Genomic DNA, 13,825 nt, shown 5'->3' on the forward strand with positions numbered 1-13,825 from the left:
GACGAGTGGGCATGTGCCCACTACGGTGGGCGCATGCCCACTATACCGCCGGCCGGAGCGCCTCTCCCTGAAAACGATCTTCATCGACGCCGGCAGGTGGCGGAGTCCTTCGGCGTGGACGCCGAACGCTACGACCGCGCCCGCCCCCGCTATCCCGACGCCATGGTGGAGCGGATCGTCGCCGCCAGTCCCGGGCCCGGCTTCCTCGACGTCGGCTGCGGCACCGGCATAGAGGCCCGGCAGTTCCGGGCGGCCGGCTGCGAGGTGCTCGGCGTCGAGCCCGACGCGCGGATGGCCGATTTCGCGCGGCGCACCGGCGTCGAGGTCGAGGTGGCGAGGTTCGAGGAGTGGGACGACGCCGGCCGGATGTTCGACGCGGTCGTCGCCGGGACCGCCTGGCACTGGGTGGACCCGCCGGCGGGGGCCGCCAAGGCGGCGCGGGTGCTGCGGCCCGGCGGCCGGCTGGCGGTGTTCTGGCACGTGTTCCAGCTTCCGCCCGAGGTGACGGAGGCCTTCGCCGAGGTCTACCGGCGGGTGGCGCCCGACTCGCCGTTCGTCTTCCAGGGGGCGGGGAACGCCCTGGAGGGATACCAGGCGCTCTTCGACAGGGCCGCCGACGGGATCCGGGAGGCGGGCGGGTTCGGCGAGCCGGAGCAGTGGCGGTTCGACTGGGAGTGCTCCTACACCCGTGACGAGTGGCTGGACCAGCTGCCCACCTCCGGCGCCCTCACCCGGCTCCCGCCGGACCGGCTGGCGGAGGTGCTGGAGGGCGCCGGGGCCGCGATCGACGCGCTGGGGGGCGGCTTCGTGATGCCCTACAACACGGTGGTCGTCACCGCCGCGCGGTCCGGTGTCGCGAGAGAGACGCTTTGACGGGACCGGCGCCGCGACGGAGGTGCTTTGACGAGGCGGGTGCTACGACAGGGGCGCTTCGAGAGGACCGGCGCCGCGCCGGGGGCGCTTTGACAGGACGGGGGCTGATACACATACTCAAGTGCGCGGGAGTGAACTAAAGTTCGCATAGCGAACACACATGGTGAACACGCGGCTGAACGGAGTGTCGTGCGCGGAGACAAGGTGGTCGCCACGGCCGCGGAGGCCCTGGCCGATGTGCGCGACGGCGCCTCGTTCGCGGTGGGCGGGTTCGGCCTGAGCGGCATCCCGAACGTGCTGATCCAGGCCCTGTACGACAGCGGGGTACGCGACATCGGCGTGGTGTCGAACAACTGCGGCGTGGACGGCGGCGGCCTGGGCGTCCTGCTGGAGGCCGGGCGGATCGGCCGGGTGACCGCCTCCTACATCGGCGACAACAAGGAGTTCGCCCGGCAGTACCTGGGCGGGGAGCTGGAGGTCGAGCTCACCCCGCAGGGCAGCCTGGCCGAGCGGCTGCGCGCGGGCGGCTGCGGCATCCCCGCCTTCTACACCCCCGCCGGGGTCGGCACGCCGGTCGCCGACGGCGGGCTGCCGCTGCGGCACGGCCGGGACGGCTCGGTGGTGCTCGCCTCGCCGCCCAAGGAGGTACGCGAGTTCGACGGCCGGACCTACGTGCTGGAGCGCGGCATCACCACCGACTTCGCGCTGGTGCGGGCGGCGAAGGGCGACCGGCACGGCAACCTCGTGTTCGGCAAGGCCGCCAGGAACTTCAACCCGCTGGCCGCGATGGCCGGGCGGGTCACCGTCGCCGAGGTCGAGGAGCTGACCGAGCTCGACCCCGACGAGATCCACCTGCCCGGCGTGTTCGTCCAGCGCGTCGTGCCGCTCACCCCGGAGCAGGCCGCCGACAAGGCCGTCGAACGGCGCACCACCTCCGCGCCCGCGGAGCGAGGAGGGACCGCCTCGTGAGCTGCGGCCGCGACCGGACGAGGAGAGCGCCCGATGAGCTGGAGCCGCGACGAGATGGGGGAGAGCGCCTCGTGAGCTGGAGCCACGACCGGATCGGGGGAGAGCATCTCGTGAGCTGGAGCCGCGAACGGACGGGGGAGAGCGCCCGATGAGCTGGAGCCGCGACGAGATGGTCGCGCGCGCGGCGGCAGAGCTGCGCGACGGCGACTACGTCAACCTCGGCATCGGCCTGCCCACCCGGATCCCGTCCTTCCTCCCGGCGGGCACGAACGTGGTCCTGCACTCGGAGAACGGCATCCTCGGCGTCGGCCCCTACCCGGCGCCGGACGCGGTCGACCCCGACCTGATCAACGCGGGCAAGGAGACCGTGACCGTGCTCCCCGGCGCGTCGTTCTTCGACTCCTCGCTGTCGTTCGGCATGATCCGGGGTGGTCACATCGACGTGGCGGTGCTGGGCGCGATGCAGGTCTCGGCCCGTGGCGACCTGGCCAACTGGATGGTCCCCGGCAGGCTCGTCAAGGGCATGGGCGGCGCGATGGACCTGGTCCACGGTGCCCGCAGGGTCATCGTGATCATGGATCACGTCGCCAAGGACGGCTCGCCGAAGATCGTCGAGGAGTGCTCGCTGCCCCTCACGGGCAAGGGGTGCGTCCACCGGATCATCACCGACCTCGGCGTCCTCGACGTCACGGGGGAGGGGCTGGCGCTGGTGGAGACCGCGCCCGGGGTGAGCCCGGCGGAGCTGCGCGACCGTACGGACGCGGAGGTGAGGTCATGAGGAGCGTCTCCGCGACGCCCGGCCCCGGTCCCGATCCCCTCCTCCCGCGTGTCGGCCTCGGCTCCGGTCCCGGTCTCGCCCTCCCGCGTGTCGGCTCCGGTCCCGGTCTCGCCCTCCCGCGTGTCGGCTCCGGTCCCGGTCTCGCCCTCCCGCGTGTCGGCGCCGGTCAGGGCCCGGCCGTCGTTCCCGAAAGGTAGGAGTTCATGCCAACCCCTCTCACGCAGGCCGACATCGACCTGGAGATCGCGGCGCTCCGCGATACCGGGACCGCGGGCGACGGCCGGGAGAGACACCACCCGTCCCGCGACTACGGCCCCTACCGCAGCACCGTGCTCCGTCACCCCCGGCAGCCGTTGATCTCGATCAAGGACCCGGAGGCGGCCGAGCTGACCGGGCCGGTCTTCGGCGTCACCGACGTCACCGCGCTCGACGCCGACCTGACCAGGCAGCACCTCGCCGAGCCGCTGGGCGAGCGCATCACCGTGCGCGGCCGCGTCCTCGACAGGAACGGCCGTCCGGTGCGCGGCCAGCTCGTGGAGGTGTGGCAGGCCAACGCCTCGGGCCGCTACCCGCACCAGCGCGACGACCACCCGGCCCCGCTCGACCCCAACTTCACCGGCGTCGGCCGCTGCCTCACCGGCGACGACGGAGGCTACGCCTTCACCACGATCAAGCCCGGCGCCTACCCGTGGCGCAACCACACCAACGCCTGGCGCCCCGCGCACATCCACTTCTCGGTCTTCGGCACCGCCTTCACCCAGCGCCTGGTCACCCAGATGTACTTCCCGAACGACCCGCTGTTCCCCTACGACCCGATCTTCAACTCCGTCACCGACGAGCGGGCCCGGCAGCGCATGGTCGCCGCCTACGAGCACGACCTGTCGGTCCCCGAGTGGTCGCTCGGCTACCGGTGGGACATCGTCCTCGACGGCCCCGCCGCGACCTGGACGGAGGAGGGCCGGTGAACCCCACCCCCTCGCAGACCGTCGGCCCCTTCTACGGCTACGCGCTCCCGTTCCCCGGCGGCGGTGACATCGCGACCGGCGGGATCACCGTGCACGGGTACGTCCACGACGGCGCGGGCGACCCGGTGCCGGACGCGCTGCTGGAGTTCTGGCAGGCCGCCCCGTCCGGCGACCTCACCGGCGCGCCCGGCACGCTGCGCCGCGACCCGGTGAACGGCGCGGTCGTCGGCAGGAACGGGGTCGACTTCACCGGCTTCGGCCGGGTGCCCACCGACGCCGACGGCCGCTGGACGCTGCGCACGCTCGTGCCCGGCAACGGCTACATCAGCGTGTGCGTGTTCGCCCGCGGCCTGTTGCACCACCTCTACACCCGCGTCTATCTCGCCCACGACGCCTTCCTCGACTCGCTGCCGCCCGAGCGCGCGCACACGCTGCTGGCCGCGCGGGAACGGGAGGACCTCTACCGCTTCGACATCCACCTGCAGGGCGAGAAGGAGACGATCTTCTTCGACTTCGGCTGACCCGGGGGTGCCGGTTCGCGGCGGCGGGCGGTTTTCACAGGGCGCCCGCTTTGGTGACCGCTTTCACGGAGTGCCCGCCTCCGGTGGTGGCCGCCTCACCGGCCGCCTCGGAGGTCGTCTTCACGGGGTACGGAAGCGGTCCGCGTGGCCGGTCACCCAGGTGCGGAACGTGCGGGCCGGGACCCCGGTGACCGCCTCGACCGTGGCGGTGGCCGCTCTCGGCTCGGCCACCATCCCGGCCTGGGCCCGCAGGACGCCGTCCACGGCCCCGGGCGGCCAGCCGTCGGCGAGCATCCGCTGCCGCGCGGCCTCCGGCGAGGTCTCCTCCCAGCGCACCGGGCGGCCGATCACCTCGCCGATGACGCCCGCCTGCTCGGCCTGGGTCAGCGTCTCGGGCCCGGTCAGCTCGTAGGTGGCACCCTCGTGGCCGTCGCCGAGGAGCGCGCGCACCGCGACCGCCGCGAGGTCCCGCTCGTGCAGCGGGGGCATGGCGGCCGCGCCGTACGGCTCGCGCACGACGGCCTCTGCCCGGATCCGCCCGGCCCAGCGCAGGGTGTTGGCCGCGAAGGCGTGCGGCCGCAGGAACGTCCACTCCAGCCCGGACCGCTCGATCATCCGCTCGATCCGCCGCTCGTGGTCGCGTACGGCCGCGGAGGACAGGTAGACGACGCGGCGGGCGCGGGTGGCGATCGCGTCCAGGACCGCGGGCATCCCCTCGGCCGTGGCGAACGGCCACAGGAGGAACACGGCCTCGACCCCGTCCAGGGGCGCGCGCAGGCTGTCCGGGTCAGTCAGGTCGCCGCGCACGACCTCGACGCCGCCGGGAAGGCCGGCCGCCCCGGGGTCGCGGGCCGTCGCGCGCACCTCGGCGCCCGCCTCCAGCGACTGGGCCACGACCTGCCGGCCGGTCGTGCCGGTCGCCCCGATCACCAGAATCCCGCGCTGCCTCGCCATGAAGGGCCCCCCAACGGCTGATCGTCTCGTGTGCGCCAACCGTATGGTGGGGAGGAGCGGCGTCCCATGGGTGACTGTCTCGCTTTCATACGCGAACGTCTTCGTGGTGTCGTCCGGACGGACGTGCTCAGCGACGTGATCGCCGTGATGCGCGCAGGGGAGTCCTCGGTCGGCCCGGAGTGACGTCACAGCGGCCGGGCGGCCGGGTGACTGGAAAGGCGGGGCGTCATGCGCTATAACGAACTCACTAGTTCGTACATGCGGTGAGACGGGAGCGGGAGGGGCGTCCCCACCGCCTGTCACGTGGTCGCTCCGGCCCGGTCCGCGCCCCTGTCTAGCCAGCTAACGTACTAGTACGTACATTGGAGAACGATGTCCAGCGTCCTGGTCCTCAACGGGCCCAACCTCAACCTCCTCGGCCGCCGAGAGCCGCACCTCTACGGTGGCGCGACGCTCGCCGACGTCCGGGCGCAGTGCCACCGCGCCGGCGCCGCGCTCGGGTTCGAGGTGGACTTCCGGCAGAGCAACCACGAGGGCGCGCTGATCGACGCCGTCCACGAACCGGGCCCGGCCGCGATCGTGATCAACGCGGGCGGCTACACGCACACCTCCGTCGCCCTGCGCGACGCGCTGGCGGCCGTCGCCCTGCCCACCGTCGAGGTCCATCTCACCAACATCCACCGGCGTGAGCCCTACCGGCACACGTCGTTCGTCTCCGAGGTCGCCGACGTCGTGATCTGCGGCGCCGGGGCGCACGGGTACGTCCTCGCGCTGACACACCTGGCGCACCTGCTGAAGAGGGAGAACTGATGGCCTCGTACCTGACCGGGTTGATCGGCTCGGGCATCGGCCCCTCGCTCAGCCCGCCGCTGCACGAGCGCGAGGCCGCCCACCACGGGCTGCGCTACGTCTACCGGCTGCTCGACACCGACAGCCTGGGGCACGACGTGGGGGAGCTGGTCCGTACGGCCCGCCGGTTCGGCTACGACGGGCTCAACATCACCCACCCGTGCAAGCAGGCCGTCATCCCGCACCTGGACGAGCTGTCGGCGGACGCCCGCATGCTGGGCGCGGTCAACACGGTCGTCTTCGACGGCAGGCGGGCCGTCGGTCACAACACCGACTGGACGGGCTTCGCCGAGTCGTTCGAGCGTGGCCTGCCGGACGCGCCCACCCGGCGCGTCGTCCAGCTCGGCGCGGGAGGCGCGGGGGCGGCGATCGCGCACGCGCTGCTCACCATGGGCGCCGGTCACGTCACGATCGTGGACGCCGACCCCGCGCGGGCGACGGCGCTGGCCGGCCGGCTGGGCGACCGCTTCGGGCCCGGACGCGCCCGCCCCGCCACCCGGGACGAGCTGCCCGAACTGCTCGCCCACGCCGACGGCCTGGCGCACGCCACCCCCACCGGCATGGCGCTCCATCCCGGCCTGCCGCTACCGGCCGAGCTGCTCCGTCCCGGCCTGTGGGTGGCCGACATCGTCTACCGGCCGCTGGAGACCGAGCTGCTCAAGCAGGCCCGCGCGCTGGGCTGCCGGACGCTCGACGGCGGGGGGATGGTCGTCTTCCAGGCCGCCCACGCCTTCCGCCTCTTCACCGGCCGCACCCCGGACAGCGAACGGATGCTCGCCCACCTGACCGACCTGGTCGCCACCTGAGCACCCGCCCGCCCGGCCCCGGCACGACCTGAGATCCCGTCCACCCGACCCCGGCACGACCCGAGGGCACGATCCGAGGCTACGACCCGAGAACCCGCTCACCCGATCGATCCGGTCACCACCCGAGAGGGAGCCATGCGCACCTCCATCGCCACCGTCTCCATCAGCGGCACCCTCACCGAGAAGCTCGTCGCGATCGCCGCCGCCGGGTTCGACGGTGTGGAGATCTTCGAGAACGACCTGCTCGTCTGCCCGTACTCACCCGAGGAGATCCGCGCCCGCGCCGCGGACCTGGGTCTCGGCATCGACCTCTACCAGCCGTTCCGCGACTTCGAGGCCGTACCCGCCCCCGTGCTGGCGGCGAACCTGGAGCGGGCCGAGCGCAAGTTCCGGGTGATGGAGCGCCTCGGCGCGGACCTGCTGCTGGTCTGCTCGAACGTCTCGCCCGCCGCGATCGGCGACGACGCCCTCGCCGCCGAGCAGCTGCGGAGGCTCGCCGAGCGGGCCGCCGAACACGGCATCCGGATCGCCTACGAGGCGCTGGCCTGGGGCCGGCACGTCAACGAGTACCTGCACGCCTGGCGGATCGTCCGGATGGCCGACCACCCCAACCTGGGCACCTGCCTGGACAGCTTCCACATCCTGTCGCGCGGCTCCGACCCGATCGGCATCGAGGCCATCCCCGGCGAGAAGATCTTCTTCCTGCAGCTCGCCGACGCGCCGTTGCTGGCCATGGACGTGCTGCAGTGGAGCCGTCACTACCGCTGCTTTCCCGGCCAGGGCACCCTGAACGTCACCGGCCTGGTCCAGCACGTGCTGAACGCCGGGTACACCGGGCCGCTGTCGCTGGAGGTGTTCAACGACCATTTCCGCCAGGCCGACACCGCCCGTACCGCCCGCGACGGCATGCGCTCGCTCATCGCCCTGGAGCAGACCCTGCACGGCGCCGCGCACCCCGCGGTGCCCACCGGCTTCGCCTTCGCCGAGCTCGCCGACGCCGGCTCCCTGAGCGGCGTGCTGGACGCGCTCGGTTTCGTCCGTACCGGCTCCCACGCCGGCAAACCGGTCGAGCTGTGGACCCAGGGCGAGGCCCGGATGCTGCTCAACGCCACCGGGGCCGACCCCGCCCTGGTCGCCATCGGCCTGGACAGTCCCGACCCGGCGCGGGCCGTCAAACACGCCGAGACGCTGCTGGCGCCGGTGCTCCCGCGAGAGCGCGCCCCGCAGGACGTCGCGCTGGACGCGATCGCCGCCCCGGACGGCACCGCGCTCTTCTTCTGCGACACCGCCTGGCTCGGCGACTTCGGCGCTGCCGGAACGGCCGAGCCCGTCCCCGGGCAGATCACCCACATCGACCACGTGGCGCTCACCCAGCCCTGGCACCACTTCGACGAGGCCGCGCTGTTCTACGGCAGCGTGCTGGGCCTGCACCCGCAGGAGAGCCTGGAGCTGCCCGACCCCTACGGCCTGCTGCGCAGCAGGGCGATGTCCACGACCCCGGCGTCCGGCGCGGGCGAGACGAGTGCGACGGCCGGGGCCGCCGAACAGGTGCGGATGGTGCTCAACATCGCCCAGGTCGGCGCGGGCGACACGCCGTGGCAGCACGTCGCCCTGGCCAGCGACGACCTGCCGGCCGTCGCCCGCAGGCTGCGCGCCGAACACCCGGAACTGCTGCTGCCCATCCCGGACAACTACTACGACGACCTGGAGGACCGCCATGACGTCGATCCCGAGCTGCGACGGCTGGGCGTGCTGTACGACAGGGACGAGCACGGCGAGTTCCTGCACATGTACACGGTCACCGTGGGACGCGTCTTCTTCGAGATCGTCCAGCGCGTCGGCGGCTACCGGGGCTACGGCGCGGTCAACGCCCCGATCCGGCTCGCCGTACAGCACGCGGGCCGTCTTAAGATGGGCCAATGACCTCGCAGCCCGCCACCACCGAACGCCAGCGGGACGCTGACCGCACCAGGGCGGAGATCCTCAAGGTCGCCCAGCAGGAGTTCGCGCGCCACGGCTACGCCGGTGCGCGGGTCGACGAGATAGCCGCCCGGATGCGCACCACCAAGCGCATGATCTACTACTACTACGGCAGCAAGGAGCGGCTCTACATCGCGGTGCTGGAGAAGGCGTACGCGGAGGTCCGCGCGGCCGAGCGCACGGTCGACGTCGAGCACCTGGCCCCGGTCGAGGCGATCCGCACGCTGGCCCAGCTGACCTTCGACCACCACGACGCGCACCGCGACTTCATCCAGCTCGTCGCCATCGAGAACATCCACCAGGCCGAGCACATCCGCAAGTCGCAGGCGCTGGCCGGTCTCGCCACCCCGGTGCTCGACCTCATCGAGCGCATCCTCGACGCGGGCCAGGAGTCCGGTGACTTCGTCACCGAGGCCGACGCCATCGACGTGCACATGATGATCAGTTCGTTCTGCTTCTTCCGGGTGGCCAACCAGCACACGTTCGGCGCGCTGTTCGGCCGCGACATGACCGCGCCCGAGCACCGGGCCAGGCTGCGCCGGATGGTCGGCGAGATGGTCGTCGGCTACCTGCGCGGAGAGGGCGGGGAGAGCGGCGGCGGAGGCGGCGGAGACGGGGAGAGGCGCTCGGCTCCGGCTCCCTCAGCTCCGGCTCCCTCGGCGTGACCGCGTAGCGGCGTCCGTGCCCGGTCGCCGCCGACGCGGGCGAGAGCGGGAACGAAAACGCAAGCGGGGAACGAGAGCGGTCGAGCGGGAACGGGCGCGAATCGAAGCGGGTAACCGATTGGCAACACCCTTGTAATGTACGAACCAGTGAGTTAGTTTCCTGCCATCGCGCATCCCCCTATCTCCCAGCATGAGGAGCACCCGTGACAGTGCAGGGTAAACCCCGCAAGGCGGCCGCGGCGGCCTGGATCGGCAGTGCCTTGGAGTACTACGACTTCTTCATCTACGGCACCGCGGCCGCGCTGGTCTTCAGCAAGATCTTCTTCCCGGAGTCCTCGCCCGCGACGGGCACGCTCCTCGCGCTGGCCACCTTCGGCGTCGGCTACCTGGCCAGGCCGGTGGGCGCCTTCGTCCTCGGGCACGTGGGTGACAGGTTCGGCCGCAAGAAGGTGCTGGTCATCACCCTGGTGATGATGGGCGTTTCGACGTTCCTGGTCGGGTGCCTGCCCACCTACGACGAGGTCGGCGTGCTCGCGCCGATCCTGCTCGTGCTGCTGCGCCTGCTGCAGGGCTTCTCCGTCTCCGGCGAGCAGGCGGGCGCCAACTCCATGACGCTCGAACACGCCCCCGAGGGACGGCGGGCCTTCTACACCAGCTTCACCCTCAACGGCACCCAGGCCGGGCAGATCATCGCCACCGCGATCTTCCTGCCGATCGCCGCGCTGCCCGAGGAGCAGCTGCTGAGCTGGGGCTGGCGGGTACCGTTCTGGCTGAGCATCGTGGTGGCCGTGGTCGGGCTGGTCATCCGGCGCACCCTGGAGGAGACGCCCGTGTTCGAGCAGGAGGTCGCCTCCAACGCCGTGGCCAAGCTCCCGCTGGCCGTGCTCTTCCGCGAGCACTGGAAGGACGTGCTGCGGGTGGTCGTGGCCGCGGTCATCGCCTCGGTGAGCACGATCTTCACCGTCCACGCCCTGTCGTACGCGGTCAACACCATTGGGCTGGAGCGCGGGCCCATGCTGTGGGTGGGCGTCCTGGCCAACGTCGCCGCGGTGATCACCATCCCGCTGTGGGGCATCCTGTCGGACAGGGTCGGCCGCAAGCCGGTCTTCATCGGCGGGTCGCTGGGCTGCGCGGTGCTGATGTTCGCCTACCTGTGGTCGATCTCCACCGGCAGCTACGCGCTGATCTTCGTGCTGGGCATCGCGATGTTCGGCGTCGTGCACAGCGCCACCAGCGCGGTCTGGCCCTCCTTCTACGGCGAGATGTTCACCACCAGGGTGCGGCTGTCCGGCATGGCGGTCGGCACCCAGATCGGTTTCGCGATCGCCGGCTTCGCGCCGACGGTGGCCACCGCGCTGGCGGGCACGGGCAAGGAGAGCTGGTTCGGCGTGTCGGTCATCGTGGCGGTGCTGTGCCTCGTCAACGTGGCCGCGGTGGCGACCGGCCGGGAGACCTACCGGGTCCCCACCGAGCAGCTCGGCCTCAAGCACGCGAAGCCGGTGAAGGTTTGAACGAGTTCCGCGTCCACGCCCTCCGCTACGCCGTGCGCGACGCCCGGCGCGGGGAGCACTTCCACGGCCACGACGCCCGCGCGGGGGAGCCGCACCCCACCTCGTACTACGTGTGGCTCGCGGTCTCCGAGGAGCACACCGTCGTCGTCGACACCGGCATCGGCCGCTCGCGCGCCCAGGGCGTCGAGGGGCTGGACTACCGCGTCTCGCCGGTGGAGGCCGTGGCCGCGCTGGGCGTGCCCGCGGAGTCCGTCGGCCACGTGGTGCTGACCCACCTGCACTACGACCACACCGGCACCGCCCGCGAGTTCACCTCCGCCCGCTACGTGCTGCAGCGGGCGGAGCTCGACTACTGGACCGGGCCCTGGGCGGACCGCGTCGCGCGGGAACGCTGGCTGCTGAACGACGACGACCTGGCCCACCTGCTGGCCGCCCGCGAGGACGGGCGCGTGACGCTGGTGGACGGCGACGCCGAGGTCGTGCCCGGCCTGAGCGTCCACCTGGTCGGCGGGCACACCGCGGGCATGCAGGTGGTGCGGGTCGACACCGCGCGCGGCGCCGTCGTCCTGGCCTCCGACGCCGCCCACTTCTACGAGAACCTGGAGGACGACCGGCCCTTCCCGATCCTGCACAGCATGACCGGGATGTACGGCGCCTTCGACAGGATCGGGCGGCTGGCCGGCGGGCCGCACCTCGTGGTCGCCGGTCACGACCCGGAGGTGCTGGAGCGCTTCCCGAGGCTGGGGCCCGATGTCGCGGTGATCTCCGGCTGAGCGGGCGGCGCCCCCGTGGGCGCCGCCCGCTCGTCCTACCGGGGCAGGACCTCGATCTTGCCGGTGGGGCGGGCGCTGAACGGGTCGTTGAAGAAGAACTCGCCCGGCCGGTCGAAGGTGTACCGGAACGACTCGCCCGGCGCGAGCCTGACGTCGAACAATCCCTCGAAGAACTGGGTGGCCCCGTGGACGTTGACGTTGTCCGCGGGGTTGACGAAGGTGACCGTGGTGCCGACCGGAACCCGCAGGTGGGTGGGGGCCATCGCGTTCACCGCCGCGGACTCGACGGTGCCGACCTGGCCGGTGGCGGCGTTGTAGGTGCGGGCGAGCACGACGGTGTCGTTCACGGCGCTCCCGTCGACCGGGCCGCCGGAGACCGGCCGCCGGACCACCGGCGCGGGCGGGGCGGCCGCGGGGGGCACGGTGCCGCCCAGTTTGAAGGCCCACAGGTGGTCGCCCCGGGTGGCCGAGTCGCCGTAGGGGATGCTGGTGCCGCCCGCGTAGACGGCGACGTACTGCTCCCCGTCGATCTCGTAGGAGATCGGGCTGCTGCTGACGGCGGCGCCGGTCTGCCAGCGCCACAGCTCGCGGCCGTCCCTGGCGTCCAGGCAGAGCAGGTTGCCGTCGGGCTGCCCGATGAACAGCAGGTCGGAGGCCGTGGTGAGGATGCCGTTGCCGTGCGCCAGCGAGTAGGGCATGTTCCGCTTCCACCGGACCCGGTTGGTGCTCGGGTCCACGGCCACCACCCCGCCGGTCATGTACTCGCCCGGCGGCCGCAGCCCGTTGGACGGCTCGGTCAGCGAGTGCGCCGCCGCGACGTAGCCGAAGCCGGTGTACACCAGCCGGGTGCTGTGGCTGTAGGACTGGTGGTTCCAGTCGGCGCCGCCGCCGTGGCCGGGGATGGTGAGGATCGGCACGTCCCAGTGCGGGGTGAACAGGGAGCCGACCTGATAGTTCGGCACGGCGCGGTGCGGGAGGCCGGGGACCTCGGTGCCCAGCGGCTGCCGTACGGGAGTCAGCTCGGTCCAGCCGCCCTGGCGGGGGAAGGGCTGGGTCGGCCAGGTCTTCTGCCGGGGCTCCTGGGGGACGGGCACCTCGTCGATGCCCAGCGGGGCCGAGCCGTCGGCCCGGTCGAGGATGTAGTACATGCCGGTCTTGCTGCCGTAGACGACGAGCTTGCGGGTCCGGCCGCGGACGCGCGCGTCGACCAGGACGGGAGCCATGACGTTGTCCATGTCCCAGATGTCGTGGTGGATGGACTGGAAGTGCCAGCGGTAGGCGCCGGTCTTCAGGTCCATCGCCACGATCGAGTTGGCGAACAGGTTCTGGCCGCCGCGCTCGGAGCCGTCCTGGGAGGAGCGGGCGCCCCTGGCGTTGCCGAACGTCCAGTAGACCAGGCGCAGGTCCGGGTCGATGGCGCAGTGCATCCACGGGGTGGCGCCGCCGGTCTGCCAGGAGTCGCCCTCCCAGGTGTCGTTGCCGAACTCGCCGGGCCCGGGGGTGCCCCAGAAGTGCCAGAGCAGGTCGCCGGTCGCGGCGTCGAAGGCGAGCGCGGCGCCGCGCGGGCCGTCGTTGGTGCCGCAGTACAGCATGCCGTCGTGGTAGGTGACCGCGACCTTCTCCAGGTTGCCGTACCCGTTGTGCTGCCGCTCCCAGACCACCTGGCCGGTGCGCTGGTCGAGGGCGACGATCCAGTTGTCGTTGGCGCAGGTGTAGACCCGGCCCGCGCCGACCGCGACGCCGCGCCGGGTGACCGCCCCCCGGGTCTGCAGGTACTTCCATTTCACGGCGCCGGTACGGCCGTCCACCGCGGTGACGTTGCCCAGGGCCGACTCGATGTAGAGCACGCCGTCCACGGCCACGGGGGTGCTCTGGCTGTTGCCCGCCATGAGGCCGCCCTCGATGTTGTTGACCCAGGCGGCCCGTAACCGTCTGATGTTGCCCCGGTTCAGGTCGCGCAGCCCGCTGTGGTTCTGGTTCGCCAGGTTCCCGCCGATCTTCGGGAAGTCGGTGTCGCCCCTGCGGGTGGCCGCTGCGGCCTGACCGGCCTGGCCGGCCGGGGCGAGCACGGTAGCGGCGGCGGCGGCCATGAGCAGCTCTCTGCGACGAATCATGATCATCCTCTCACTAGTCCACCAGGTGGATTGATAGTTCCGAGTGATGGACGCACGATAGATCTCG

Annotated in this window: 13 protein-coding genes; 11 read left to right on the forward strand and 2 right to left on the reverse strand. The window is 72.1% G+C overall.

Annotated elements, in window-relative coordinates; genetic code table 11:
- Positions 1-33 precede the first annotated feature (33 nt).
- The 5 genes from ACFYWM_RS30755 to pcaG all read left to right on the forward strand — a co-directional run bounded on the left by ACFYWM_RS30755 (position 34) and on the right by pcaG (position 4,106).
- Positions 34-873, forward strand: a complete 840-nt coding sequence (locus ACFYWM_RS30755; protein ID WP_389920625.1) for a class I SAM-dependent methyltransferase — start codon at positions 34-36, stop codon at positions 871-873.
- A gap of 189 nt (positions 874-1,062) precedes the next feature.
- On the forward strand, positions 1,063-1,842 hold the full coding sequence (locus ACFYWM_RS30760; protein ID WP_389920627.1) for a CoA transferase subunit A: 780 nt from the start codon (positions 1,063-1,065) through the stop codon (positions 1,840-1,842).
- Between the two features lie 148 nt (positions 1,843-1,990).
- Positions 1,991-2,620, forward strand: coding sequence for a CoA transferase subunit B (locus ACFYWM_RS30765; RefSeq protein WP_389920628.1), 630 nt, complete (start codon positions 1,991-1,993; stop codon positions 2,618-2,620).
- Positions 2,621-2,823: 203 nt separating this feature from the next.
- Positions 2,824-3,585 (forward strand): protocatechuate 3,4-dioxygenase subunit beta, encoded by a 762-nt coding sequence (gene pcaH / locus ACFYWM_RS30770; RefSeq protein ID WP_389920630.1) that lies wholly within the window; start codon positions 2,824-2,826, stop codon positions 3,583-3,585.
- Positions 3,582-4,106: a protocatechuate 3,4-dioxygenase subunit alpha gene (pcaG, locus tag ACFYWM_RS30775; protein ID WP_389920633.1), complete on the forward strand. Its 525-nt coding sequence runs from the start codon at positions 3,582-3,584 to the stop codon at positions 4,104-4,106. The genes pcaH and pcaG overlap by 4 nt, the downstream gene beginning before the upstream one ends.
- 120 nt (positions 4,107-4,226) lie before the next feature.
- On the opposite strand, the gene ACFYWM_RS30780 is transcribed toward pcaG, so the two are convergent.
- The gene (locus tag ACFYWM_RS30780) at positions 4,227-5,060 is read right to left on the reverse strand and encodes an NAD(P)H-binding protein (RefSeq protein ID WP_389920635.1); all 834 of its coding nucleotides are present in this window, start codon (positions 5,058-5,060) and stop codon (positions 4,227-4,229) included.
- A 372-nt stretch (positions 5,061-5,432) separates the two neighbouring features.
- Here ACFYWM_RS30780 and aroQ point away from each other — a divergent pair, with 372 nt between their 5' ends.
- The 6 genes from aroQ to ACFYWM_RS30810 all read left to right on the forward strand — a co-directional run bounded on the left by aroQ (position 5,433) and on the right by ACFYWM_RS30810 (position 11,644).
- The gene (gene aroQ, locus ACFYWM_RS30785; protein WP_389920637.1) at positions 5,433-5,870 is read left to right on the forward strand and encodes a type II 3-dehydroquinate dehydratase; all 438 of its coding nucleotides are present in this window, start codon (positions 5,433-5,435) and stop codon (positions 5,868-5,870) included.
- Entirely contained in the window at positions 5,870-6,715 is an 846-nt protein-coding gene (locus ACFYWM_RS30790; RefSeq protein ID WP_389920640.1) for a shikimate dehydrogenase, read from the forward strand. Before aroQ ends, ACFYWM_RS30790 begins: the two co-directional genes overlap by 1 nt.
- A gap of 135 nt (positions 6,716-6,850) precedes the next feature.
- Positions 6,851-8,638, forward strand: coding sequence for a bifunctional sugar phosphate isomerase/epimerase/4-hydroxyphenylpyruvate dioxygenase family protein (locus ACFYWM_RS30795; RefSeq protein WP_389920642.1), 1,788 nt, complete (start codon positions 6,851-6,853; stop codon positions 8,636-8,638).
- Positions 8,635-9,360: a TetR family transcriptional regulator gene (locus tag ACFYWM_RS30800; RefSeq protein ID WP_389920645.1), complete on the forward strand. Its 726-nt coding sequence runs from the start codon at positions 8,635-8,637 to the stop codon at positions 9,358-9,360. Before ACFYWM_RS30795 ends, ACFYWM_RS30800 begins: the two co-directional genes overlap by 4 nt.
- A 203-nt stretch (positions 9,361-9,563) precedes the next feature.
- The gene (locus tag ACFYWM_RS30805; protein ID WP_389920648.1) at positions 9,564-10,871 is read left to right on the forward strand and encodes an MFS transporter; all 1,308 of its coding nucleotides are present in this window, start codon (positions 9,564-9,566) and stop codon (positions 10,869-10,871) included.
- Positions 10,868-11,644 (forward strand): N-acyl homoserine lactonase family protein, encoded by a 777-nt coding sequence (locus ACFYWM_RS30810; RefSeq protein WP_389920650.1) that lies wholly within the window; start codon positions 10,868-10,870, stop codon positions 11,642-11,644. The genes ACFYWM_RS30805 and ACFYWM_RS30810 overlap by 4 nt, the downstream gene beginning before the upstream one ends.
- Before the next feature lie 35 nt (positions 11,645-11,679).
- On the opposite strand, the gene ACFYWM_RS30815 is transcribed toward ACFYWM_RS30810, so the two are convergent.
- A complete protein-coding gene (locus ACFYWM_RS30815; RefSeq protein WP_389920653.1) occupies positions 11,680-13,758 on the reverse strand; it encodes a PQQ-binding-like beta-propeller repeat protein in 2,079 nt (692 codons plus the stop codon).
- Positions 13,759-13,825: the final 67 nt, after the last annotated feature.

The sequence above is a fragment of the Streptosporangium sp. NPDC002721 genome, from assembly GCF_042888905.1.
Taxonomy (GTDB): domain Bacteria; phylum Actinomycetota; class Actinomycetes; order Streptosporangiales; family Streptosporangiaceae; genus Streptosporangium.